Source organism: Streptococcus parasanguinis, from assembly GCF_019929185.1.
Taxonomy (GTDB): Bacteria; Bacillota; Bacilli; order Lactobacillales; family Streptococcaceae; genus Streptococcus; species Streptococcus parasanguinis_O.
In genome coordinates, this window is record NZ_JAHZPC010000010.1 from 18,686 (window position 1) to 41,945 (window position 23,260).

At 41.9% G+C, this 23,260-nt stretch carries 25 protein-coding genes and 1 riboswitch; of the genes, 3 read left to right on the forward strand and 22 right to left on the reverse strand.

The annotated features are described in order from the left end of the window. Positions 1-3: 3 nt before the first annotated feature. From K1I56_RS06960 to K1I56_RS06980, 5 genes are all read right to left on the reverse strand, one after another. Positions 4-897, reverse strand: a complete 894-nt coding sequence (locus K1I56_RS06960) for an ABC transporter permease (RefSeq protein WP_223325608.1) — start codon at positions 895-897, stop codon at positions 4-6. A gap of 10 nt (positions 898-907) precedes the next feature. After that, a complete protein-coding gene (locus K1I56_RS06965) occupies positions 908-1,885 on the reverse strand; it encodes an ABC transporter substrate-binding protein (RefSeq protein ID WP_070449289.1) in 978 nt (325 codons plus the stop codon). 408 nt (positions 1,886-2,293) lie between these two features. Then, entirely contained in the window at positions 2,294-3,643 is a 1,350-nt protein-coding gene (locus K1I56_RS06970; RefSeq protein ID WP_070449287.1) for a hemolysin family protein, read from the reverse strand. A gap of 115 nt (positions 3,644-3,758) precedes the next feature. Continuing rightward, positions 3,759-5,240, reverse strand: a complete 1,482-nt coding sequence (locus K1I56_RS06975; protein ID WP_049516125.1) for an AcpB/EbpR/MafR family transcriptional regulator — start codon at positions 5,238-5,240, stop codon at positions 3,759-3,761. Between the two features lie 136 nt (positions 5,241-5,376). Beyond that, entirely contained in the window at positions 5,377-6,504 is a 1,128-nt protein-coding gene (locus tag K1I56_RS06980; protein ID WP_070449283.1) for an AI-2E family transporter, read from the reverse strand. Between the two features lie 74 nt (positions 6,505-6,578). Here K1I56_RS06980 and K1I56_RS06985 point away from each other — a divergent pair, with 74 nt between their 5' ends. Beyond that, the gene (locus K1I56_RS06985; RefSeq protein WP_223325609.1) at positions 6,579-7,385 is read left to right on the forward strand and encodes an ABC transporter ATP-binding protein; all 807 of its coding nucleotides are present in this window, start codon (positions 6,579-6,581) and stop codon (positions 7,383-7,385) included. Between the two features lie 354 nt (positions 7,386-7,739). On the opposite strand, the gene K1I56_RS06990 is transcribed toward K1I56_RS06985, so the two are convergent. From K1I56_RS06990 to trmL, 7 genes are all read right to left on the reverse strand, one after another. Beyond that, positions 7,740-9,794, reverse strand: coding sequence for a cation:proton antiporter (locus K1I56_RS06990; RefSeq protein WP_223325610.1), 2,055 nt, complete (start codon positions 9,792-9,794; stop codon positions 7,740-7,742). 12 nt (positions 9,795-9,806) lie between these two features. Continuing rightward, on the reverse strand, positions 9,807-10,061 hold the full coding sequence (locus K1I56_RS06995; RefSeq protein ID WP_003005673.1) for a hypothetical protein: 255 nt from the start codon (positions 10,059-10,061) through the stop codon (positions 9,807-9,809). Further along, positions 10,054-10,611: a tRNA 5-(aminomethyl)-2-thiouridylate-methyltransferase MnmM gene (gene mnmM, locus K1I56_RS07000; protein WP_013904006.1), complete on the reverse strand. Its 558-nt coding sequence runs from the start codon at positions 10,609-10,611 to the stop codon at positions 10,054-10,056. The genes K1I56_RS06995 and mnmM overlap by 8 nt, the downstream gene beginning before the upstream one ends. Beyond that, positions 10,595-11,554 carry a tRNA modification radical SAM protein MnmL/YtqA gene (mnmL, locus tag K1I56_RS07005; RefSeq protein WP_223325611.1) on the reverse strand — a complete coding sequence of 320 codons (960 nt, stop codon included), beginning with the start codon at positions 11,552-11,554 and terminating at the stop codon, positions 10,595-10,597. The genes mnmM and mnmL overlap by 17 nt, the downstream gene beginning before the upstream one ends. A gap of 53 nt (positions 11,555-11,607) precedes the next feature. Next, positions 11,608-12,258 (reverse strand): phosphatase PAP2 family protein, encoded by a 651-nt coding sequence (locus tag K1I56_RS07010; RefSeq protein WP_223325612.1) that lies wholly within the window; start codon positions 12,256-12,258, stop codon positions 11,608-11,610. Beyond that, positions 12,248-12,820, reverse strand: a complete 573-nt coding sequence (locus K1I56_RS07015) for an ECF transporter S component (RefSeq protein WP_480992729.1) — start codon at positions 12,818-12,820, stop codon at positions 12,248-12,250. The genes K1I56_RS07010 and K1I56_RS07015 overlap by 11 nt, the downstream gene beginning before the upstream one ends. Positions 12,821-13,021: 201 nt before the next feature. Continuing rightward, positions 13,022-13,256, reverse strand: a riboswitch (FMN riboswitch). 81 nt (positions 13,257-13,337) lie between these two features. Continuing rightward, complete coding sequence (gene trmL / locus K1I56_RS07020; protein WP_003008338.1) at positions 13,338-13,880, reverse strand: tRNA (uridine(34)/cytosine(34)/5-carboxymethylaminomethyluridine(34)-2'-O)-methyltransferase TrmL; 543 nt, start codon at positions 13,878-13,880, stop codon at positions 13,338-13,340. 333 nt (positions 13,881-14,213) lie between these two features. Between trmL and trkA the strand changes: the two genes are divergently transcribed. Both trkA and K1I56_RS07030 read left to right on the forward strand, forming a co-directional pair. Beyond that, positions 14,214-15,569: a Trk system potassium transporter TrkA gene (gene trkA / locus K1I56_RS07025; RefSeq protein ID WP_013904011.1), complete on the forward strand. Its 1,356-nt coding sequence runs from the start codon at positions 14,214-14,216 to the stop codon at positions 15,567-15,569. A gap of 5 nt (positions 15,570-15,574) precedes the next feature. Further along, entirely contained in the window at positions 15,575-17,014 is a 1,440-nt protein-coding gene (locus K1I56_RS07030; protein WP_021153700.1) for a TrkH family potassium uptake protein, read from the forward strand. Positions 17,015-17,237: 223 nt separating this feature from the next. On the opposite strand, the gene yidD is transcribed toward K1I56_RS07030, so the two are convergent. The 10 genes from yidD to K1I56_RS07080 form a co-directional block, all read right to left on the reverse strand. Next, positions 17,238-17,480, reverse strand: a complete 243-nt coding sequence (gene yidD, locus K1I56_RS07035) for a membrane protein insertion efficiency factor YidD (RefSeq protein WP_013904013.1) — start codon at positions 17,478-17,480, stop codon at positions 17,238-17,240. After that, positions 17,477-18,208, reverse strand: a complete 732-nt coding sequence (locus K1I56_RS07040) for a pseudouridine synthase (protein ID WP_013904014.1) — start codon at positions 18,206-18,208, stop codon at positions 17,477-17,479. The genes yidD and K1I56_RS07040 overlap by 4 nt, the downstream gene beginning before the upstream one ends. Beyond that, positions 18,198-18,767, reverse strand: a complete 570-nt coding sequence (scpB, locus tag K1I56_RS07045; RefSeq protein ID WP_013904015.1) for an SMC-Scp complex subunit ScpB — start codon at positions 18,765-18,767, stop codon at positions 18,198-18,200. Before scpB ends, K1I56_RS07040 begins: the two co-directional genes overlap by 11 nt. Further along, positions 18,751-19,470 (reverse strand): segregation/condensation protein A, encoded by a 720-nt coding sequence (locus K1I56_RS07050; protein ID WP_013904016.1) that lies wholly within the window; start codon positions 19,468-19,470, stop codon positions 18,751-18,753. The genes scpB and K1I56_RS07050 overlap by 17 nt, the downstream gene beginning before the upstream one ends. Then, complete coding sequence (xerD, locus tag K1I56_RS07055) at positions 19,470-20,201, reverse strand: site-specific tyrosine recombinase XerD (protein ID WP_013904017.1); 732 nt, start codon at positions 20,199-20,201, stop codon at positions 19,470-19,472. Before xerD ends, K1I56_RS07050 begins: the two co-directional genes overlap by 1 nt. Further along, the gene (cbpB, locus tag K1I56_RS07060; protein ID WP_013904018.1) at positions 20,198-20,659 is read right to left on the reverse strand and encodes a cyclic-di-AMP-binding protein CbpB; all 462 of its coding nucleotides are present in this window, start codon (positions 20,657-20,659) and stop codon (positions 20,198-20,200) included. Before cbpB ends, xerD begins: the two co-directional genes overlap by 4 nt. Continuing rightward, entirely contained in the window at positions 20,656-21,177 is a 522-nt protein-coding gene (locus tag K1I56_RS07065; RefSeq protein WP_223325613.1) for a metallophosphoesterase, read from the reverse strand. The genes cbpB and K1I56_RS07065 overlap by 4 nt, the downstream gene beginning before the upstream one ends. Then, the gene (locus tag K1I56_RS07070; RefSeq protein WP_223325614.1) at positions 21,153-22,130 is read right to left on the reverse strand and encodes a nucleoside-triphosphate diphosphatase; all 978 of its coding nucleotides are present in this window, start codon (positions 22,128-22,130) and stop codon (positions 21,153-21,155) included. Before K1I56_RS07070 ends, K1I56_RS07065 begins: the two co-directional genes overlap by 25 nt. Beyond that, the gene (racE, locus tag K1I56_RS07075) at positions 22,127-22,921 is read right to left on the reverse strand and encodes a glutamate racemase (RefSeq protein ID WP_049472068.1); all 795 of its coding nucleotides are present in this window, start codon (positions 22,919-22,921) and stop codon (positions 22,127-22,129) included. The genes K1I56_RS07070 and racE overlap by 4 nt, the downstream gene beginning before the upstream one ends. Before the next feature lie 77 nt (positions 22,922-22,998). Further along, on the reverse strand, positions 22,999-23,244 hold the full coding sequence (locus K1I56_RS07080) for a YneF family protein (RefSeq protein ID WP_003008364.1): 246 nt from the start codon (positions 23,242-23,244) through the stop codon (positions 22,999-23,001). Positions 23,245-23,260: the final 16 nt, after the last annotated feature.

Below are 23,260 nucleotides of genomic sequence, written 5' to 3' on the forward strand. Positions count from 1 at the left end.
CTCCTACTTATTTCCTAACTTCAATCCGCGAACACGAAGACGTTTTTGCGCCTCAGGAGCGAACAAGACAATTGCGAGCAAGATCGCATTGAAGAGACGAACCATATTTTGATCGAGATTTGGGATCTCGTAAATATTTAAGATAATCAAACGGTAAACAATGGCTCCAACCCCGATTGAAAGCAAGCGCCAACCAATGGTCAATTCGTGGATCAAAACCTCAGCGATAATCACCGCACTCAAGCCAACCACGATCGTCCCTGTCCCAGAAGTCACATCTGAGAAACCATCATTTTGAGCAAACATAGCGCCACAAAGGGCAATCAATCCATTGGAAATCATGTAGCCCAATATCTTCATGTTATCTACATTGACCCCATTAGCCTCACTCATTGGGATGTTATCACCTGTCGAGCGCAAAACCAAGCCAAGTTGCGTCTTCATTAAGAGGGTCAACAAGATACAGACGATGATCAAGCAGGAAATACTAATCAAAAAGACAGCTTCTTCATTAGAAAGTCCAAATTTCATGACACTCTTGAAAATGGTACTGGCATCGCCAATAGAGAGATTGGGAACTCCCCCCATGATTTTGATATTGATAGAGTAGAGACCCGTCAAAGTGACAATCCCTGTCAAGAGGGCTGGAATTTTCATTTTTGTATGGAGAATCCCAGAGACCAAGCCTGCAATCATCCCTGCAAAAAAGCCCAACAAGGTTGCAATCCAAGGGTTTCTTCCCGCTTGAATTTGTGAGGCTACAACTGCTGCCCCAAGTGGAAAGGCTCCTTCTGCCGTCATATCGGCAATATCTAAAATTCGAAATGTTAAGTAAACACCGATCGCCATGATCGACCACAATAAACCTTCTGATAAACTTGATAAAACGAAATTCATCTCAAACCTCCTATTTTTCTACCTTCAACGAGCTAATATCAATTCCTAGTTCTTTAGCCATCTCTTTATTGGTATGCAATTCTAATTTTTCAGGTGTTTCAACTGCGACTTTTCCAGGTTTCTCGCCCTTCATGATGCGAATAGCCATCCGAGCAGCTTGTCTCCCCAATTCCTCATAATCGGTACCAAAGTTGTACAAACCACCAGTGGCCACCATCTCAGCAGATCCACCAAAAACGGGCACCTTATGGCTGATAGAAACCTGTTTGACAGTGTCCATTGTAGAAGAGATAATATTGTCCGTCGGAACAAAGACGATATCTGCCTCTGACATGATGCTGTCTGCTGCAGCTTTCACATTGTTACTATCGAGAATTGTTTTTTCAACCACTTGATAGCCTTTAGCTTCTAGGATCTTCTTCGCATTGTCTTTTTGGACGACGGAGTTAGGCTCACTTTGCGTATAGAGAATCCCAACTGTTTTCGCCGTTGGAAGCACTTGCTTAATCATGTCTACCTGTGTAGCGATCGCATCTTCTGACTGGTCACTTGTCCCTGTGATATTGCCACCTGGTTCTTTCAAGTTTTTCACCAATTTCGCTGCCAATGGGTCGGTCACAGCTGAGAAAACAATAGGTGTTGATTTAGTGGTATTAGCCAAACTTTGTGCTGAAGGGGTTGCAATCGCAAAGACTAGATCACTTTCTTCTGCCAATTGTTTAGAAATATTTTTCAGATTTCGTTGCTCCCCTTGAGCATTTTGGAAATCGATCTGAATATTTTTCCCATCTACATAGCCCTCTTTCTTCAACTCCTCGATAAAGCCTTTTCGTGTCGCATCAAGCGACTTATGGGTGATGTACTGGGAAATCCCAATTCGAAAGACATTCTCTTTTTTAGTATCCTTTAGGTGGTGTAAGGTCACCAATGATGTTAACAGAAGTCCTACAACCAGGACAGGTGCTAGCAATTTTTTCACTACTTTCATTTTTTGACTCCTTTTCTGCAAAATAAACAAAAAATCCGCTTAGATGATTCTCTAAACGGATGCTTGAAATTCTCCAACAAGTTACAAAACCTCGGTCCATTTAGATACTAGCTCTATGGACCATCATCAAAAATCTTAGCCACATAGATACAAACAAATTGCTTGGGTTGTTTGCATCCATGAGATCATGTCTACAAACACTATCTAAAGTAGCTAAAGTAGAATTTTTGAATAGAAATGGCTTGTTGTTTCATGTTTATTTTCTGCTTTCTTTATTTATGGGTATTATCTTACCGTAATTTATTTTTGATGTCAAGACTATTTCAGAAATTTTTGAAATTTTTTGAAAATTCAACCGGTCCTGACAAGAAAAAAACAGAGGCTGGAACACATCCAGGCCTCTATTTTCTAATCTTCTTTTGATTTAGTTTCTTCATCTTCCTCGACGATTTCAGAAATTTCAACTTTCACCTTGGTCACACGACCATTTTTTACTTTGTCATTTGTCAAAATGAGGTGTTTCTTTTGACTATCGACTTCACAGCTGAGTCGCTCTTTCAAGGTTGGAATTCGCCCAACCTCTGTCAGATAATACCCTGCAATGGTATCCACATCATCACTTTGCAACTCAACATCAAAATATTCGTTAAAGTCATTTAGTGACATGGCTCCTTGTACGACATAGGTATTGTCCGCAATTTCAAAGACATCAATTTCTGCTTTGTCAGTCTCATCGTCAATTTCACCGACGATTTCTTCCAAGAGGTCTTCAAGAGTAACCAAACCAGACATCCCACCATATTCATCAAGCAGAATGGCCATTTGATTTTGGGTATTGCGCAATTCCTTCAAAAGATCATCCACAAAAATGGTCTCTGGAACAAACAAAGGTTCTTGTAAAATCTTTCTTAAGACAATATTATCAAAGCCATTGATAAATCCTTCGTTCAAGAGACGTTTGGTATGGATGAGACCGATGACATTGTCCTTGTCATCATCATAGACAGGAATCCGTGAAAAGTTTTGCTTAAGGATACTTTCAATGATTTCTTTGGTATCATCATTGATATCAACCATGAAGGCATCTGTCCGTGGCACCATGACTTCACGCGCTACCATTTCATCTAATGAAAAGATCCCTTGGAGCATCTCAATCTCGTCCGCATCTAGTGTTGCTTCACTATTGGTCAGCATATACTCGATTTCATCCCGCGTCATCTTTTCATCCGGATCATCGAATTCCATTGGCGTGATACGGCTCAAAAGGTTGGTCGACGCTGAAAGCAACCAAACAAAGGGGCTAACAATTTTTCCTAATAAAATGACAATCGGAGCCGTTCGAACAGCTAACTCATCTTTCAGGTTCATAGCGATTCGTTTCGGATAGAGTTCCCCAAATACGATCGAAATATAAGTCAAAAACGCTAGAGATAAAAAGCTTCCAGCTGCAACAGCCGTTTTAGTATTGCCCATCCATCCAGCAATAACATGACCAAGGCTATCTGCAAGACTCGCCCCAGATAAGATGGTAATCAAGGTGATCCCCACCTGAATAGTGGATAAAAAATGGTTGGGCTGTTCCAAAACGCTAAGAAGACGAATGTATTTTTTATCTCCTTCTTCAGCCTTTTGCACTACACGAGAACGATTCAACGATACCATTGACATTTCGGTTGCCGAGAAAAAGGCGTTCAATAATGTCAAAACAATCAATAAAATAAATTCCAGTAAAATTTCCTGACTGCCAGGGTCTTCCATGGATACTTTCCTCCAGTATATAATATCGTATATTATACCACAAAATATGAGAGCCTGCATTCTTCTATGTCATTTTCTTTTTTCACCATCAAAAAATCAGGACCAGGTCCTGATTTTAGTGCTCTGCACTGGTAAAATCATAAAAGAAGGCATTGAGTTTTTCAACCAGCTCTAGCGATGAGAGACTACTTGTACAGATAAAAGGTTTTTTCTTTAATTCCGGCATCATAAAGTTGGCCACCACGACATCTGCATCTGAAGCTTCGATATCCTCTACTGTTAGATTATACTTGATCATCTGAGTAAATTCAAAGTTATCCGTACAGTAGAAATCTAGAAAATCGATCATGGATTTAGCATGGTGGTCATCAAAACGACTGATAATCAAGACCTTAATGGACTTCCGGCGGCGCAATAATTGTGGTAAGAGACGTTCCCAGTGAGTGTAGACCGTGTAGATCATGTGCTTGATAATTTCTTCATTCAGATTATGCTTCATGGTCTTCATATAAGTGATGATATGGTCTCTCAAATCATCATAGAAGGCTGGGAAGATGCTCATAAAATCTTCGTTGGTATTGGTCTTGGTATCAAATAAGAGGAACTCCGAGAACAATTCCTTCCGACCTAAGTGAGCTGTATTATGAACGTGCATCAACATCTCATCAAGATTTTCGATATCTAAATCATAGGTATAGCATAGATCTTTGAACATATCTTTAATGAGTCTAGTGGATTCTTTTGCATAAGGATCTGTTTCTGCGGCCTCAATCAAGCTTTCTGGGCTGAAATAGAAATTTTCTTGAATAAAGATGATGAAGAACTGCTCCAGCACTTTTTCATTTAACTCGACACCCAACTGCAAGCTAAAGTAGCGCAACATCTCCTCAACATTGGTCACCCCTTGATATTGATCTTTATAGGCTTCAAAGGTCGTTGGAATGTCGATGAAATAGCCTTGCTTAATACGTGATAAGTACACTGTCAAGAGAACTTTGTAAGACTTAATGACAGAGAAGGTCAATGGATAGCCATAGAGCTTGAAGAAGAAGGTGATCAAATCGGTCACGGCCTCTTCCTTAAATTCTGGGAAAGGCCACTCCATATAGTAATAACGTTCCGCAAAATACTGGGCATAGAAGAAACGAACATCTACTTCATCCCCGACAAGATTCAAGGGTTTCAAATCAATCTTTACATTGTATTTAGTTTGAAGCTTCTGATTAATCGTCCGAATCAAGCGGTAGAAAGACTGGTAACTCAGATCAAACTTTCTGCAAATATATTCATTGGAAACATCCTTGTGGAAGAAGAGGTATTCAATCAAGGCGAAGGCTTGTGATTCTTTAAAAAAGTGATGGTAAATCACCTCAAGACCAACCGAATCTTCATAACTGATCTTGATCCCATTGGTAGAGGATTCAATTAAAAAATCATCAAATGTACTACGAAGATTAGACAAATCTTCTTTTAATGAACGTTCTGTACAATCCAAACGCTTGGCCAACTCTTTCAAGTGGAACCATCTTTTTTCCTTAATCAAGATTTCCAACAATTGCAATTGGCGTCTCTGTTTTTTGGATAAGAGGAGTCTCATCTTTCCCTACCTTTTCATATTTTCTTTCAAAATCACTTATATTTTAACACATTTCATAACACTTGTTGACTTTTTTACGGTATTTTTTCAAAAAAATGTACAAAAAAGACTCCAAGGCCCATATAGGCGCTAGAGTCTAAGATTTATTAATGATTCCAAATTCTTCTTTTTTCTTCTGCTCCTTCGCAGCACGGTGGTTATCATAAAGATTTACCAAGAATTTTACAATTTCTTTCCCAATCGAATAGACTGGAATCGCGACGACCATCCCGATAATTCCGTAGATATTACTTGAGAGCAATAAGAGAACCATAATGGTAATCGGGTGAACCTTCATCACGCCTCCAACAATACGCGGATAAAGAATATTGCCATCGATCTGCTGGATGATCAACATGTAAATGACTGCTTTGATCATCATATCCATATCGGTAAAAGCATAAGTGATGATCATCGGAATCAAACCGATGGTTGGTCCTACATAGGGAATCAAGTTGGCCAGCCCAGAAAAAATGGCAAAGACCAAAGCATACTTCAATCCAATAAAACTATAGCCAATGTAGGCTAGTGTTCCAATGATCAAAGCATCGATCGAAATACCACTAATATAGCGAGAGACCGTTTCATTCAAACTAACCAAGAGGCTTGAAATGTGGAGTTTGTCATTGCGTAAAATGGTCCGTTCTAACATCGGCAACAACTTCTTGCCATCAATCAAGAAATAAACCAAGAAGACAGGGGTCATGATTAAGATAAAGACCGTATTGACAATGGTGTTAACCACACTTCCTAAACTGTTGGTCACACTATTCAAGAGATTTTGTAGGATATCCATATAAGAGAGATTCAACTGCTGAATCGTCGACTGGATATTTACATTCTGGAACAAAGGATTGGTTGAGAGTTTTCGAACCAAACTTTGGACTTCCCAGTAGAGCCCTTGAGTCGAATTGATCAAGCTGGTTAACTGATTGATCAAGATGGGGAGCAGATAAAAGATCCCTAAGCCAATGATCCCAAACAAGAGTACTAGGGTGATCAAAATGCCAAACACACGCTTGATTTTTAAGTGTTTTTCCAACAATTCAACAATCGGATTGGTAATGTAATATAAAAAACCTGCAATTAAAAATGGTAAGAGGATGGTATTCAGAACAGAGACAAATGGAGAAATTAAAGTCCCCATTGATTTCCAAATATAGAAAATCACCGTCAATAATAAAATTTCACATGTCCAGAATAACAATTTACTATTTCGAAACATTCCTTACCTCCTGTTTTCTATTCTACCATATTTTATGATAGAATAGAGGGGATTTTAATCAAAAGGATGAAGTTATGAATAATTTGATTGAACTACAAGACGTCAATTTGATCCGCAATGGAAAAGCCCTTTTAAAAGAGGTTAACTGGCAGGTGAAAGAAAATGAATGCTGGGCGATTTTAGGCCTCAATGGAGCAGGAAAATCAACCCTCCTCAAACTGTTGATGTCAGAATACTGGGCTAGCTCCGGTCAGATAACCGTCCTTGGGACTCGTTTTGGAGAAGGGGGAATTCCTGAATTACGGAAGCGTATTGGAATCGTTAGCTCCTTTATTTCAGAAAGATTACCAGAGCATCTCCTAACCGAGCAAATTGTCCTCACTGGTCAATACAAGAGTAGTATTTTATATGCTGCATACGGGGAGGAGGAACTGAACTGGGCACGGGATATGCTGACTTCGATTGGGGCTAGCTCTTTGATCGGCCGCAAATACCGGGAGCTCTCCCAGGGAGAAAAGCAGACGGTCCTCATTGCACGAAGCCTCATGGACCAGCCAGATCTGATCATCTTTGACGAAGCTTCAAGTGGATTGGATCTCTTTGCCAGAGAAAAGCTCCTCCGTCAGATCCATCATATCAAACAACTGGATCACGCGCCAACCATGATCTACGTCACCCACCATGCAGAAGAAATTACAAAAGATATGACCCATGTGCTCCTGCTCAAACATGGCCAAGTGGTCGAAGAAGGGCCAAAGGAAAACATCCTAACTCCTCATGTACTTAGCCAGTTTTACGAAGCACCAGTATCCCTTATTGATCTGGGTGACGAGCGACTCTTTGTCAAACCAGAAATCGCACACACAGAAGACCCTGAATAAATCAAAAAGTGCTAAGATTTTCATCTTAGCACTTTTAGAATGTAGACAAACTACTTTAAAGTAAAATAAGTTAAGCGATTTTGCAAAAAAATAAAAATGAGTTCCAATTTTTAAATCGATTCAAGAAAATACCGAAACTTTCCGCCGTGAGAAAAGTGCCTGAAACGTTATTGTTTCAGGCACTCGGAATTATTGAGGCCCTAGGCTCAATAATTAGTCATGGAACTTCTTGGATTGCTGAAATCATCCACTGGATAATTTCACCTAACGTCCGTACTCACCTAAGGAAAGTTTTTTATATGACTTTTTCTTCAATCTGAAAGTGCTAAGATTTTCATCTTAGCACTTTTACGCTTATCGATTTTGTGCATACTCGATCATATCGTATGGAAGAGTATTGGCACTTTCTCTTAGGGAGTAGCTTTCTAATTCATTGACATTTTGACGCATGCGACGCGCTTGCTTGGCGGTAATCAGGTGTTGCGCTTCGTATTCAAAAATAATCTTACGCTCCAAATAATAGCCTCTCAACATTTCATCGATATTATTTGGTTTTACCCGGTTAATAACCCGCTCCACAAAGGCTCCACTAGTAATAATGGCCGTCTCTCTCAGACGAGATTCTTGCAGGTAAGAGATCAAACTGCTCCGATAAACCCCTTTGAGGTCTTCCAAACTTTCAATGATGATTTCCGTATTGGCCAAATAAAGGGCCGCAATCTGGTCATAATCAATGGCTTCTAACTTTCTATCTTCTCGGTTCCACCAAGTTCGAAAGCCAGAACCTAATGTTAGGATTTCATGGACCAGCAAACGCAAGATGCGGAAAGAAACCAAGAGGTAGTAAGTTAGACGAGACGAAAGGTTGCGATTGACCCGCTGCTCCATATTACGAAGATAGCGTTGGTAGACACGGTAGCCCCGCTCGCGCATCTTTCCTTCTTCGTAGGCTTGTTCCAAGCCGTCACTTTCAATACTCAAAATCAAGAGCTTCAGCTGTTCCCAGTCCTTTTGAATGAGCTTATTTTCTTGACTTAGAATCAAATTTTCAATCCGACCATGATAGTTATCAATCGCCGCATACAAGGGTCCCTTGTGCTTACTATTCTTTAGGTCTGCTTCTAATTCCATGACGACATCATTTAAAATCGCGATCTGCATCAGGTAGTCATTGGTTTCTTCCTTATCTTCTGATAATTTTGGAAGTACCACTAAGCCAGCAATAAAGCTGACAAGGGTAACTCCTGCCACTAAAAAGAGTAGGACGGGGTATTCTTTTTCGATTTTGGTTGGAATCAAAAGAATCGTCGCAATCGAAACTGTTCCCTTCACACCCGAAAAGGTCAGCAATAAGGCATCTTTCAGATAATTTCTCAATGATTTTTTTAGTCGAACCGTTCGGAACCAATAAAAGAGGTAAACCATGACAAAACGAATTAAAAAGAGCAAGGTTGTCAAAAGAAAGACAGAAACAACTAAAAGAAGATTGTTGTAAATGGGGCTACTTAAGATGGGCTTGGCGATCATTTCTAGTTCCATTCCCAAAATCACAAAGACCGACCCATTTAAGATAAAGTTGACCGTATTCCAGACGGTATGGCTCACAGTATCCACCCGGGCTTCAAGAAGGGTAATGTGCTTAAAGCGACTGGCTTTTAAGATCCCTGACACGACCACAGCGATGATACCAGAGACATGGAGTTCTTCTGCTAAGAAAAAAGTCAATAACGGGAGACTCAATTCTAATAACAATTCACTGGCAATATCACTAGCGCGAACACTCAAGAGTAATGTTTGCAGCCAACGGTTCACAAAGGCCGTCAAGATCCCCACCGCAAATCCTCCAATAATGGAGATTCCTAAGGAAATCCCTGCCTCTCCAAGAGAGAAACTCCCGGTCGCAAGGGCTGCCAAGGCCACTCGAAAGGCAACTAGACCTGAGGCATCATTTAGTAACCCTTCTCCTTTTAAGATATTCGAAACCCGCTTTGGAAAGGTAAAGCGCTCAGACAGGGAAGCAAAGGCTACTAAGTCTGTTGGACCTAGAGCTGCCCCTACGGCCATACAGGCTGCTAAAGGAAGGCTCAGCCACAAGGAGTGAGCTGCCCACCCCAAACTAATGGTTGAGATAAAAATCACTGGAAAAATCAAATAAAGAATAATGCGCCAGTGCTTTAAGACAGAAGTAATATCTGCTTCTTCTGCCTCTCGAAATAAGAGAGGGCCAATGACCAAGGCCAGAAAGAGCTCTGTATCTAGATGAAAATTTTCTTCTGGGACAAAGATGGCCCAAACGATCCCTAGTAAGATTTGAATCAAAGGCAGAGGAAGGCTCGGCACAAGCTTGTTGGTGACATTTGAGACGATCAAGATCATCGAGAAGATCACTGCATAAAGGAGTAATTCCATCTTCCTCCCTCCCTAGCGTTCTTGGCAGCAAGTCTCAAATTGCTGTTTTAACTCCGCAATCTTTTGGTCTGTCTTGGTTACATCCTTGTGCTCAATCTTCTTTTGGCACCGCTCCATCTCAAGCGCAACCAATTTCTTTTTAATTTTGAGCATCTTTTTGGTCATATGGGCTTCATCATAAAAACCGATTGCACGCTCGTGAATGGTTGATTCGACAAAATGGTGTCTCAATCCTTCAATTTTATTTTTTAAATATTCTTTATCCATGACGATAGCTTTCTAATTTTTCAATCATGACCAAAAACGGTGGTTGGTTCACTTGATTCAGTGTCCGGTAGATGGTCGCTGTATATTCTTTTTGTGGGAGCTGGCTGACAAAGTCCAGCACTGCATCACGCTCGATGTCTCCTCCCTCATGACCATAATAGATCATCAAAGCCATTCGCCCACCTTTTTCTAGGCGAGCACAGATTTTTTCCATCGCTTCAATAGTAGTAGCCGGAAGAGTAATGACCGATTTATCCGCAGATGGCAGATAACCTAGATTAAAAATAGCTGCTTTGAGGGTCTCCACATATTGGTCCACATGCTGGTGGCCATCTAAAATCAACTGAACATGCTGAAGCCCCAACTTTTCCAATCTTTCTTGGGTATTTACAAGGGCCTGTTCTTGAATATCAAAGGCATAGACCTGGCCTGCTAGTTTGGCTAAAAAGGCCGTATCATGTCCATTTCCCATGGTGGCATCTACCACGACATCTTCTTTGGTGATGACTTCTGCTAAAAATTGATGGGCCATTTCAAGTGGTCGAAGCATTGGCACTCTCCTTTTCTTCTAGCTTACATCCTTGAGTACTTCCACGACGACGCATTTCAGTTTCAATAGCGTTTAAGACTTCCCATTTGTTGAGGCTCCACATAGGGCCAATCAACATATCCCGTGGTGCGTCTCCTGTAATCCGGTGGATGACGATATGTTTGGGGATAATTTCTAACTGGTCACAGATGACCTTGACATATTCTTCCTGGCTCATGAGTTGGAGTCGTCCTTCATGATAGTCTCGTTGCATCCGTGTATTGGTCATCAAATGCAAGAGATGCAACTTGATCCCATCAATTTCATTATCGGTCACACAACGGCGAACATTTTCTACCATCATCTCATGCGTTTCCCCCGGAAGGCCATTGATCAAATGGGACACGATCTCAGCCTTCGGCACCTGTTTGCGAATCCGCTTGACTGTTTCAACATAGAGGTCATAACTATGGGCCCGATTGATTAATTGAGACGTCGCTTCATAAGTCGTCTGAAGCCCCAACTCAATCGTCACATGCATGCGATCGGTCAGCTCTGCTAGATAGGCCAAGGTATCATCTGGTAAACAATCCGGACGCGTACCGATGTTGATTCCTACTACTCCTGGTTCATTGATGGCCTGCTCATAACGCTCTCGAATGACGTCCACCTTATCGTGGGTATTGGTGAAATTTTGAAAATAGACCAGATACTTCTTCACATCCGGCCATTTCCGATGCATAAAGTCAATCTCTTTGTAAAATTGTTCTCGAATCGGAGCTTCTGGGGCCACAATGGCATCTCCTGAACCCGAGACCGTACAAAAAGTACAGCCACCGTGGGCGACTGTTCCGTCTCTATTGGGACAATCAAAGCCTGCATCAATAGGGACTTTAAAGGTCTTTTCTCCAAATAAGGTTCGATAATAATCATTCAAGGTATTGTAGGATTTCATACTTTTCATTATAGCAAAAAAAGAGTCGAACTCAAAACACGAGTCCAACTCCTAGTTGTTAGTTATTTTTGCTTCCCTGTAAAGCGCCATTGAAACCGCAAGCGATCGTACAAGGGGTACTCAAATTGCAAGACAGCAAGGCCCAAAATCATACTGCCGAGAACGTCTGATGGATAGTGGACCCCGACATAAATACGGGAGACCACAATGGTCACAATTCCCATAACCAGCAAGCCTTGAAGACAATAGCGGGCTGTTTTATGTTTTACATGTTGGCCGATTATGATGATCAAACTTCCCAAAACAAGGGTAGACGCCAGTGAATGACCACTCGGGAAAGAAAAGCCCTTTTCCTCTACAAGATGAAGAATACTTGGTCTCGGTCTCTGATAGATATTCTTTAGAAGAAGAACCAAAAGACCAGTCAATACCAGATTGCTCCCAAGAAAAAGAGCTTCACTGTACCATTTCTTATAGGCAAAGACCGCTAGCAGAAGGCCCACCCAGATGACAATGATCTTGGTATCCATGACGTGGGTCACCTTGGTAAAGAAAGCCGTCAGTGGTGCAGGCAGATCGCCTCGAATAGTAGATTGAATCGCGCTATCAAAACCAGTTAATTGTTGCGGGTAAAAACGAATCATATACCCGAGAATGACAAAAATGAGAAGGGCGAAGCTTGCCTTCGCCCAATGTTGTTGTTTATTTTTCATATTTTTTCAAAATCGGTTGCAAAAGAGTGTAGATCAAACCAAATGCGATGGCCCAAATCACTCCTTCGATCAGGTTAAACGGTGCAACCATTGCAGCTAAATAGTGGACAAGCCCTAGTGTTTTCGAAATATCATAGTTCATAAAACGAGCATACAAAGGGATTGCATAGACATAATTCACCAATACCATCGTGATACTCAAGCTGATCGTTCCAATAATCGTAGCCAGGACAAATCGGCCATGGGTCCGTTCCTTGTTCCAAATCCATGCAAAAGCAAGGACAAAAACAAGAACTCCAATGATATTGATTGGTAGTCCGATCAAGGTCTCAAGCCCCTTATTATTAAGAGCTAATTTAAGAACAGATCGGATCAAGGTCACCCAAACAGCACTTTTAAAATCCAACAAGACCAAAGCCAACAAAATGGCGATGATACTCAAATCAATTTTGAAGAAATCTATCAAGAAAGAAAATTGATAGAACATCAAAATAAAAGATAATGCGGATAAAACAGCCACTAGGGTCAGTTTACGTGTATTTGTCATAACAGGTTCCTCCAATTTTTTAAAAATTAGAGAAGCTGGAAAGACGTCTACCCCATCATTCTACTCTAAACTATTTAAACAAAGCTTAAACTAGAGAACATTCTAGTCACTTTAGCTGGTCCCCATTGAAAATACCGCTAGTCAATCATAGCACCTAACGTCTTATTCCTATGCATCAGCTCTAAACAGATCAGAATAGCTGTCAGTCTATTCGTCTCTCGTCTTCTCCCATCCAGACTATACTGTCGGTTGTGGAGTCACACCACATCAGCTTGCGCTCGCGGACTTCTTTTAGAATATGGAGATGGAGATTTTTCTTTTAAACGATACGACAAGCTGTAGGCATAACTTCTCGTTAAGCAAAGCTTGGCAACAAAGTATAAAAGGAAAAGAACATTTCCTAGTAAAAGTCACCGCCGGTCGGGAATCTCACCCTGCCCTGAAGACCTTTTCATGATAACAAAAAAAACTTGCCTAGGCAAGTTTTTGTAACGTCATGGATGACGTCGTTCGGATGTTTGGTTTTTATCGGCTATTTGAGCTTGTCGTGCTCATAACGATGGCTCAACTCCAGCCCCTTAAAACCTTGCTGGCGGAGTGCCTCATAGACAATCATGCAGACGGTATTGGAGACATTTAAACTACGGACATGCTCATCATTCATCGGAATGCGAATGGCCTTCTCTTCGTGCTGGCGCATAAAATCTTCCGGCAATCCTTTGTCCTCGCGTCCAAACAAGAAATAATGGGATTTCCCATCCTGATAAGAAACGTCCGAATAAGTCTGATTTGCAAACTTAGACACCAAGTGCACCTGACCGTCACGCGCTGCTTCCATAAACTCTTCTAAGCTATCATAGAAACGGACATCCAGCTTGTCCCAGTAATCGAGTCCTGCTCGCTTCATCTTGCGATCATCGATCGGAAAAGCCATGGGACGAATAATATGTAAGGGAGAATTGGTTGCCGCACAGGTCCGTGCAATATTGCCCGTATTTTGTGGAATCTGAGGTTGGAACAAGACGATGTGGTTTTGAGCTGCTGACTCTTGGTAGTCCAGTTCTTCAATATTCATACTCGATCTCTTTCTGATAAAAAAATAGCCACACTGCCCGGAGTCAAGCTCAGCAAACAGCGTGGTTACAGCTTCATTAACTTAACTCACAACAGGTTTGAGGTAAATCAACGAAGGTACTTTTTAAGTATATCACTTTTGAAGCTCCTGTCAATAGTTTTTTTAGATTTTTTTAAGAAACTTTATCAAAGTTTTCGATCCCTCCTCATTCTTCTATTTTGACAATTTTTCCCACTTGTTCTTAGCTTGGTAAGATTCCTCCAGAAAGTCCTTAAAATAGATGAATTTTTCTTGAAAATAGAGTATGATAGAAGCATACTCTGGAGGTAATCTATGAAAATTATTGTTGTTGGTGGAGGAAAGGTCGGAACGGCCCTTTGTCGTTCTCTCGTTGCTGAAAACCACGATGTTATTTTGATCGAAAAAGACGAATCCGTTCTTAACCATATTACCAAACGGTTTGATATCATTGGGATTTTAGGAAATGGCGCAAACTTCAAGGTCTTGGAGCAAGCAGATGTTGAAGACTGCGATATCTTCATTTCCATGACCGAGTACGACGAAGTGAATATGGTTTCTGCTGTTTTAGCTAAAAAAATGGGAGCCAAAGAAACCATCGTTCGGGTGCGGAATCCGGAATATTCCAATTCCTACTTCAAGGAAAAAAATATCTTGGGCTTCTCCCTGGTTGTCAATCCTGAATTGCTGACAGCTCGTTATATTGCTAATATCATTGACTTCCCAAATGCCCTTTCTGTGGAGCATTTTGCAAACGGCCGTGTTGCCTTGATGGAATTTAAGATCAAGCCAGATAGCAATCTCTGCGATATGAGCCTATCCCAATTCCGAAAGAAATACGGAAATGTCATTGTTTGTGCGATCGAGCGTGGCAATGAACTCACGATTCCAAATGGAGACTTTGTTTTACAGCCCCAAGACAAGATTTTCGTGACAGGAAATAGGATCGAGATCGTTCTCTTCCACAACAATGTCCGACCTCAAGTCATTAAGAGCATGATGATGATTGGTGCTGGAAAAATTGCCTACTATCTGCTCAATATTCTCCAGGATGTGCGTCGCAAAATCGATCTCAAGGTCATCGAGGTCAATCGCGAACGAGCTGAATTCTTTAGCCAAGAATTCCCTGACCTCTATGTCGTCCATGGAGACGGAACCGCTAAAGACATTCTTTTAGAAGAGAGTGCCAATAATTTTGATGCTGTGGCTACTTTGACAGGGGTCGATGAAGAAAACATCATCACCTCCATGTTCTTGGATTCTGTCGGAGTCAAAAAGAACATTACCAAAGTCAACCGAACCAGTCTGTTGGAGATCATTGGCGATCAGGATATGACCAGTATTGTCACTCCAAAACGCATCGCTGTAGACACCATTATGCACTTTATTCGCGGGCGCTACAATGCACAGTTCTCAAACCTAGAAGCCTTGCACCATGTCGCAAACGGCCGGATTGAAACCTTGCAGTTTCAAATTAAGGAAGACAACAAACTAACCCAATATCCCCTCTCTGAATTGAAATTGAAGAAGGGCGTTTTGATCGCTGCCATTATTCGAAACGGCAAGGCTATTTTCCCGAATGGGGATGACCGTTTGATGGTAGGGGATCGGATTATCGTGACCACCTTGATTCAAAATGTCACTAAAATCTACGATCTACTTGAGAGGTAAGCCTGATGAATAGAAGCATGATTCGTTACCTCTTATCCAAACTCCTCTTAATCGAGGCAGGTCTCCTAATCGTTCCCCTAGTGGTCGCTGCAATCTATCGGGAACCTGCCAAGGTCTTTGTCTCCATTGGAGCAACCATGGCCATCCTACTTGCGTTTGGCCTCCTTGGTAGTTTTCACAAACCTAAGGATTTTCACATCTATGCTAAGGAAGGAGTCCTGATTGTAGCACTTTGTTGGATCCTATGGTCCTTCTTTGGTGCCCTTCCCTTTGTCTTTTCGGGCCAAATTCCAAACATTATCGATGCCTTCTTTGAAGTCAGCTCCGGCTTTACAACAACAGGGGCAACGATTTTAGACGATGTGGGTGTCCTCAGCCACTCTCTCCTCTTTTGGCGTAGTTTTACCCACTTGATAGGGGGGATGGGAGTATTGGTCTTTGCCCTTGCGATTATGGACAATAACAAGAACAGCCACCTTGAAGTCATGAAGGCAGAGGTTCCTGGTCCAGTTTTTGGCAAGGTCGTTTCCAAATTAAAAAACACGGCTCAAATCCTCTACTTCTTGTACTTGGGTTTGTTCTTCCTCTTTGTGATTCTTTATTTCCTTGCTGGCATGCCCCTGTATGATAGTTTCGTCATCGCCATGGGGACGGCTGGTACTGGGGGCTTTACCGTCTTTAACGATGGAATCGCTCACTACAACAGTAGTCTAATTACCTATTTGGTCAGTATCGGGGTCTTGGTCTTTGGGGTTAACTTTAACCTCTACTACTTCCTTATGATCCGAAAATTCAAGGCCTTCTTTAAAGATGAGGAATTGCGGACCTACATCACTATTGTAATCCTATCTAGCGTATTGATTGCCTACAATTGCCTTCATCTCTATGCTAATGTTGCGAAGAGCTTTGAGATTTCCTTCTTCCAAGTGTCCAATATCATCACCACCACCGGTTTTGGTTATGGAACGACGGAAAAATGGCCTCTCTTTTCTCAGTTCATCCTCTTAATGCTGATGGTCATCGGTGGGTCTGCTGGCTCGACCGCTGGGGGGTTAAAAGTCATTCGGTGCTTGACCTTGTGGCGAATCGCAAAAAATCAGGTTCTTTCGACCTTGTCTCCAAATCGCGTTTTGACCTTGCATGTCAACGATACGGTACTCGATAAGGATACCCAACATCAGATCCTCAAGTACTTTACAATATACAGTTTTATTACGATCGGCTTACTCTTTGTAGTGAGTCTAGACAACAATAACTTCATGACGGTTGTCAGTGCTGTCTTTAGTTGTTTCAACAATATTGGACCTATGATTGGTACGGGTCAAACCTTCTCCATCTTTAGTCCGATTTCAAAACTGTTACTTTCCTTAGCCATGATTGCCGGACGGCTTGAAATCTATCCAATGATTCTGCTCTTCCTGCCTAAAACATGGTCTAAACGCTGATAAAACGAGAGTGTTATAAAAAAATGAGGCTGGGACAAAAGTCCTAGCCTCTTAATTGTTTTTGGATTGTCGAGCAAGACGCAGTGGTTGAGTGGGCTCTACAACGCTGATTTCATCAGCATTTACAGCCCTACTCAACTGTGCGGAGGTGGGACAACGAAATCGAATTCTAACGAATTACCGATTTCTGTCCCACTCTCATTTCTGTTTATTTGTGATCGTCCTATTTTGATTCTTCATTTCGTCTCAGACTAAAGTGGTCTGGCAGAGGGTCTGGTCCCGCTTGGGTACCAGGATGGCATCGCAAGATTCTCGCAACCCCCATCAAGACACCTTTCACACCAAAGCGTTCAATCGCTTGGATCATATAATTGGAACAGGTCGGTTGAAAGCGACAAGAAGGCGGAAATATGGGAGAGATCCATTTTTGATAGCCTCTGACCATAGCAATCAGGATTTTTTTCATGATTTTTTAGATTTAGTCACTGCTAGATTGTGCAACTGGCTAATTTCTTTTTTGTTCAAGCGACGGTATTCACCCGGACGAAGTCCTGAGACATCTAGGTTTCCAAACTGGGTTCGGGAGAGTTTGTCCACTAAAAGTCCTACAGCTTCAAACATCTTTTTGACCTGGTGGTTGCGCCCTTCATGAATGGTCAACTGAACCACTGAACGGTTCTTTTCAACATCCACTTTTAAGATCTCGTAAGTCGCTGGCTTGGTTTTCTTGCCATCAATGGTCACCCCTCGTGTCAAGGGACGCAAATTTTCCTTATTGGCAATCCCTTTGACACGCGCCACATAGACCTTATCAATCTCATTACGTGGGTGAATCATCTCATCTGTAAAATCACCATCATTGGTCAAAATCAAGACACCAGATGTATCCCAGTCCAAACGTCCCACTGGGTAGATACGCTCTGGCACTTGAGATAAAAGGTCAACGACTGTTGTCCGCCCTTTATCATCAGATACACTAGAGATGACGCCACGTGGCTTATTTAAAAGATAGTAGACCTTTTCTTCGTTGTAGATTGGAGTGCCTTCTACTTCAACCTGATCACCGGTCTTAATAATAGTCGCTAATTCACGCACAACTTGGCCATTTACTGTAACCAAGCCTTGCTTGATCAGTTCTTCGGCCTTGCGACGACTAGCCACGCCTGCATGGGCAATATATTTGTTAATTCTCATCTAGTTCCTCTGTTCTCTCTGAAAATAATTGACCTTCCTCTGGATCAATGTCCACTTCCTCAACCTTTGGTAATTCCTCCAAATGATTGATTCCCATATAATCCAAAAAATACTCCGTCGTGACATACAAATTGGGACGCCCGAGGACTTCTTTTTTCCCATCCTCTCGGATCAGATCAAATGACAGTAGTTTGGTAATGGCACCGCTGGAATTGACACCCCGAATATCATCGACCTCCACACGGGTGATTGGTTGCTTATAAGCAATGATTGATAAGGTTTCGAGGGCAGCCCGAGACAAACTTTGATTCATGGGCGTTCTAGAATAGTCTCGTAAAACTGAAGCGTAGTCTGCCTTTGTCACCAATTTATAACGGGAAGCTGTCTCCATCAAACACAGACTGGTATCTGTGTCCTCCTGGTATTTTTTGCTTAATTTTTCTAAACTTTGCACCACACCTGTCGGAGGTAAAGAGAGAAGGTCTGCGATTTGTCTGGCAGTAATTCCTTCTTCACCTGCTACAAATAAGAGTGCTTCAATTTCAGCTAATTTGCTCATGTTCAATCCTATTTAAGTAAATTTCTCCAAAAGCCCTATCCTGGATCACCGTTACTTCTTGAATCTTGATCAATTCAAGGGTTGCAAGAAATAGAGTAATGACCTCTTGGAGATCCGTTGCTTCTAGAAACAAGTCCTGCAAGAGAACTTGTGAGCGATCGTGGAATCGGTGACGCAGCTGGTCCATCAGATCCTCAATCTTGTATTCATCCTTTACAATGGTCGTATGGTTCTGACGGAATTCTTCTTTTTTCTTGGTCAATAGTTTTGAGAAAGCCAAGAAAAGATCCACCGTTGTACGATCGTGAAGCAATTCCGTATCGTCGTAGACCAATTCCATCTTGGGTTTTGAATAATAGAGGGCGCGCTCCTCGTGCTGTGAGGCCATCAACTCTCCTAATTGCTTGTAAGTACGGTACTCTTCCAATTGAGAAAGGAGGTCCTGCTCGAGATCCTCTGCTTCATCCATCTCCTCTGCAACCTTAGGAAGAAGTCTTCGACTCTTGATCAAGGTTAGTTGACTAGCCATCAGCATGTATTCCCCTGCTACCTCTAGTTTCATCGCCTGGAGAGTCGCCAGATAAGCCAGATACTGTTCGATCACCTCAATCAAGGGGACCTCATAAATATCCATCTGGTATTTAGAGACCAAGTGGAGCAAGAGGTCCAAAGGCCCTTCAAAATCTTTAATTTTAATATCCATTATTTATATTTTTCTAATGTCACCATGGTTTTTAGGCCCAATTCACGCGCAATACTAAAGAGATCCACACCGAGTTCACGTTGTTTCAAAATATATTGCTCACGAATCGATTGCGCCGAAAGGTCTTGATTCCCTTTTTCGATCAAGAAGGCTTCTAATTGTCGGAATCCCCACTGACGGGAGTAGCATTTTCCTTTATTATCAAAGAGATAAATACCATCTAGGAAGAGTTGCAATTCATCCAGTAACGGCTCTGGAACCTTTAAAACCCGTTTTTGGCCATCTTTGCCCACTCGAATGACATGAAAGTCCAGCTGAATATCTTCGACTTTGACTTGGAGGATCTCACTTGGCAACAAGCCCATCTCCAGAATCAACAAGGCCATCAAGCGTCCCTGTGGGTTAGTTGATTCTTCCCAAAAATGGGTCAGATCCAACAATTCCCGATCATGGGTCTTGGCCGGTTGAATTTTAGGCAAGACCAAACGATGGTATTCAGAAATAAAGCGTTCTTGATACAAATAATATAAAAATTGGTTGACGGCGGATAATTTTCGTTTTTGAACCGCCGGTTTAAAATCTTTAATCGAAGCTTGGTAAATTCTCAAATTTGTCGGTGTCACTTTTCCATGGATCGACTCAATAAATTGGTCCAAATCATAAAAATAGGCAGACTGAGAATTTTCACTTAATTCTTTTTGATCAATAAAACTTGCAATAAATTCTTTCATTTTGGAATCATCTCGTATTCATTTGAAAAACCATGCATTAGCGAATTGATGGCTTTAAGAATCGATTTCCGTGTAATAATCCCTTGGAAATAGCCTTCTTCATCCACCACCGAAAGGAAGGAGTCATCCACCAACTTGTGCAGGACTTCTGTCAAATTGAAGTCTAAGCCGATGACCCCGACCTCTTTTTTTGCAACGTCTACGATATCCATCGAGGCAAAAGTCTCCTCAGGAATCTCGTGTTTCAATTGATAAGATAGAATATCCGTTAGGGAGATCGTCCCCACAAACTTGCGTTCATCCGTCACTACCGGAATACGACTATAGCTAATCTGGCTCAACAACAAGACAGCATGGTCTACATTGTGGTTATCAATCAAGACCGCTAAATTTTTGGCTGGAGTTAAGAACGTCTCTTCCTGCGCCAGCAAGAAACGTTCAAATTCCTTTGCTATCATCTGCTAAACTCCTTTGTCAATTCAGGATACAATACATGGTCTCTCGTGTAGTACTCTACCTTGTAATTAGAATCATCTATCTCAATTTTAGCATAGAGACACTCTCGAATCAGACCGCGTGGCTGACTGATCGATCCAGGATTCACAAAGAGGGTTCTTCCTTCCTTCCAAGCATCTGGGATATGAAGGTGGCCGTAAAGACAGATATCTGCTTCTTCCTCTTGGGCCCACAGATCCAATTTTTGAAAACTAAAATTGATCTGGAAGAGATGCCCATGGGTCTGGATGATTCGTGTTGGCCCTAGTTGGGTCACCAAGCGTTCTGGATAGCCATCATAAAAATCCATGTTTCCTTGGACAACGTGAATCCCTTCCCAGACAGGATCATCACTTTTTAGTTCAGAATCCCCATTGTGAAAGATTCCATCGACCTTGCCTAGGTATCTTTCTTTAATAGCTTCAACAATGGAGCGGTCTCCATGCGAGTCACTCATCACGATGATTGTTTGCTTTGCCATGATGGAAATACCTCCAATAACTTTTTAACAGCTAAAGCACGATGCGATTGTGTATTTTTTTCTTCAAGTGTTAATTCAGCGGCAGCACGGCCCGTTTCCCCAACTAAGAAGAGTGGATCATAGCCAAACCCGTTTTCACCCTTAGGTTCAAAATTAATATACCCTGGCCAATCAGCTTCAACCACCAAGCTTTCCTTGCCTGGCCTTGCAACCACCAAGGTCGTATGGAACTGGGCTGAACGATCTTTCAAGTCAAAAACCATGGCCAATTCGTGCAACAATTTCGCATTGTTTCCCGCATCTGTCGCACCAACTCCCGCAAAGCGAGCTGACCAAACTCCTGGTAAGCCTCCCAAGATATCTACCTTCAAACCTGAATCATCCGCTAAGACTGTTTTCCCAGTTAGCTCTGCGATGGTTTCAGCTTTTAGGCGGGCATTCTCCTCAAAGGTCATCCCTGTTTCTTCGACTTCTGGAAGCTCTGGATACTGATTGAGGTTTTCCACTTCAAAGCCTAGCTTTTCAAACATGTTACGGAATTCTTTGGTTTTTCCCTCATTTCGAGTCGCAATAAGAATCGTATCTTTGACCTTGTCTTGACCCAAAAAGGCTTCCAAATCCACCCCATCACTTGGCAAATGTAAATAGAGCAATTTCCCTTTTTCAACCAAGAGCAAGGCTCCTTGACGCTGGATAATTTCAAAAGATCTTCCCTTGACTTCATTCAAGATTTCCGTCAAAAAGGTTAGGAAACGAAAGGCTGATCCATAGCGCATCACCGATAGATTGAGAGGAAATCCTTCAGGATCCTTGGCAAAGAGAAGTTCCAGCTGGTCTAACAGAGTGGAAGCTTCCGCAGGAACTTGACTAAATTGGTTGTAGTCTGCATCTTCTCCCCATTGGGCAATATACCAATCTTGGGAATCTTTGTATTCAAATAGTTTGTCACTCATAAATTTACATGCTCCACATTCACTGAACGTTCTAGCCATTTTTCGGCAATCGCTGCAAAGCTATTAGCATTTGCAGTGGTATAAAAGCGGTGGGTCTTCTCTAAGAGTTCGCGGCTCTTATTGAGCTCAAAATAGTTTAATAAGACGGAAATATCCCGAACACACTCCGCTCCACTATCAATCAATTTGACATCCGGTCCCATCACATTTTGAATGATCGGTTTTAAAAGGGGATAATGGGTGCATCCCAAGACTAAGGTATCAACCTTTCCAACTAGTGGTTTTAGGGTTTCGTAAACCACCTTTTTGGTCACACTGGATGCCAATTCGTTTGATTCCACTAAAGGAACAAACTTGGGACAAGCTAAACTGGTGACTTTCATATCTGGTGCCAGACTTTGAATCTTCTCTTTATAAATTCCAGAAGAAACCGTCATCGGTGTCCCAATGACCCCAATTTTTTGATGGGTCGTTGATTTAATGGCTGCAGAAGCTCCGGGCAAGATCACTCCCAAAACAGGAATATCAAGTTTTTCCTTGACTTCTTCCCAAACCACTGCCGTCGCTGTATTACAAGCTAAAACAATCATCTTGACATTTTTGGTCAGAAGGAAGTTCACCATCTGCCAAGTATACTCGCGAATTTGGTCTGCTGGTCTAGGACCATAAGGTGCACGCGCTGAATCTCCAATATAGACGACATCTTCGTGAGGAAGCTGACGGAGCAATTCGCGGACAACAGTCAGGCCCCCTACTCCAGAATCTAAAAAACCAATCGGTCGGTTATCCATATCTCTTCCTTCCAAAAGGAGGGACTAAGAAATTCCTCCAAGCCCCTCTCATTTATTATCGTGAGATTGCCCCACTCTTATTTTTTCTTGTTTTTCGCCATTGCTGATTTTTGTTGGCTCACAATTTGGCGATAGACTTGTTGAACTTTTGCTTCGCTTGGGCGTTGGCCACTCGCTCCTAAAAGCGTACGAACTGCTTCAACATTCAAACGTGGGTTTGATGCAAATTCTTTTTCAAATTGACGACGAAGCAAGAACATTCCTGCAATCATCCCACCAAAGAAAGCTAAAATAATCAACAAAATTCCTAAAAAGAGATTCATACAATTTTCTCCGATC

Coding starts and splice junctions, on each gene's coding strand:
- racE (WP_049472068.1), bottom strand. CDS start 22,921: ATGGATAACCGACCGATTGGTTTTTTAGATTCTGGAGTAGGGGGCCTG.
- K1I56_RS07010 (WP_223325612.1), bottom strand. CDS start 12,258: ATGAAAAATAAACAACAACATTGGGCGAAGGCAAGCTTCGCCCTTCTC.
- K1I56_RS06980 (WP_070449283.1), bottom strand. CDS start 6,504: ATGTTTCGAAATAGTAAATTGTTATTCTGGACATGTGAAATTTTATTA.
- K1I56_RS06975 (WP_049516125.1), bottom strand. CDS start 5,240: ATGAGACTCCTCTTATCCAAAAAACAGAGACGCCAATTGCAATTGTTG.
- K1I56_RS06990 (WP_223325610.1), bottom strand. CDS start 9,794: ATGGAATTACTCCTTTATGCAGTGATCTTCTCGATGATCTTGATCGTC.
- trmL (WP_003008338.1), bottom strand. CDS start 13,880: ATGAATATTGAAGAACTGGACTACCAAGAGTCAGCAGCTCAAAACCAC.
- scpB (WP_013904015.1), bottom strand. CDS start 18,767: ATGAGCAAATTAGCTGAAATTGAAGCACTCTTATTTGTAGCAGGTGAA.
- cbpB (WP_013904018.1), bottom strand. CDS start 20,659: ATGATAGCAAAGGAATTTGAACGTTTCTTGCTGGCGCAGGAAGAGACG.
- K1I56_RS07070 (WP_223325614.1), bottom strand. CDS start 22,130: ATGAGTGACAAACTATTTGAATACAAAGATTCCCAAGATTGGTATATT.
- K1I56_RS07065 (WP_223325613.1), bottom strand. CDS start 21,177: ATGGCAAAGCAAACAATCATCGTGATGAGTGACTCGCATGGAGACCGC.
- K1I56_RS06960 (WP_223325608.1), bottom strand. CDS start 897: ATGAATTTCGTTTTATCAAGTTTATCAGAAGGTTTATTGTGGTCGATC.
- K1I56_RS06985 (WP_223325609.1), top strand. CDS start 6,579: ATGAATAATTTGATTGAACTACAAGACGTCAATTTGATCCGCAATGGA.
- K1I56_RS06965 (WP_070449289.1), bottom strand. CDS start 1,885: ATGAAAGTAGTGAAAAAATTGCTAGCACCTGTCCTGGTTGTAGGACTT.
- mnmL (WP_223325611.1), bottom strand. CDS start 11,554: ATGAAAAGTATGAAATCCTACAATACCTTGAATGATTATTATCGAACC.
- xerD (WP_013904017.1), bottom strand. CDS start 20,201: ATGAAAGAATTTATTGCAAGTTTTATTGATCAAAAAGAATTAAGTGAA.
- K1I56_RS07050 (WP_013904016.1), bottom strand. CDS start 19,470: ATGGATATTAAAATTAAAGATTTTGAAGGGCCTTTGGACCTCTTGCTC.
- mnmM (WP_013904006.1), bottom strand. CDS start 10,611: ATGCTTCGACCACTTGAAATGGCCCATCAATTTTTAGCAGAAGTCATC.
- trkA (WP_013904011.1), top strand. CDS start 14,214: ATGAAAATTATTGTTGTTGGTGGAGGAAAGGTCGGAACGGCCCTTTGT.
- yidD (WP_013904013.1), bottom strand. CDS start 17,480: ATGAAAAAAATCCTGATTGCTATGGTCAGAGGCTATCAAAAATGGATC.
- K1I56_RS06970 (WP_070449287.1), bottom strand. CDS start 3,643: ATGGAAGACCCTGGCAGTCAGGAAATTTTACTGGAATTTATTTTATTG.
- K1I56_RS07040 (WP_013904014.1), bottom strand. CDS start 18,208: ATGAGAATTAACAAATATATTGCCCATGCAGGCGTGGCTAGTCGTCGC.
- K1I56_RS06995 (WP_003005673.1), bottom strand. CDS start 10,061: ATGGATAAAGAATATTTAAAAAATAAAATTGAAGGATTGAGACACCAT.
- K1I56_RS07030 (WP_021153700.1), top strand. CDS start 15,575: ATGAATAGAAGCATGATTCGTTACCTCTTATCCAAACTCCTCTTAATC.
- K1I56_RS07080 (WP_003008364.1), bottom strand. CDS start 23,244: ATGAATCTCTTTTTAGGAATTTTGTTGATTATTTTAGCTTTCTTTGGT.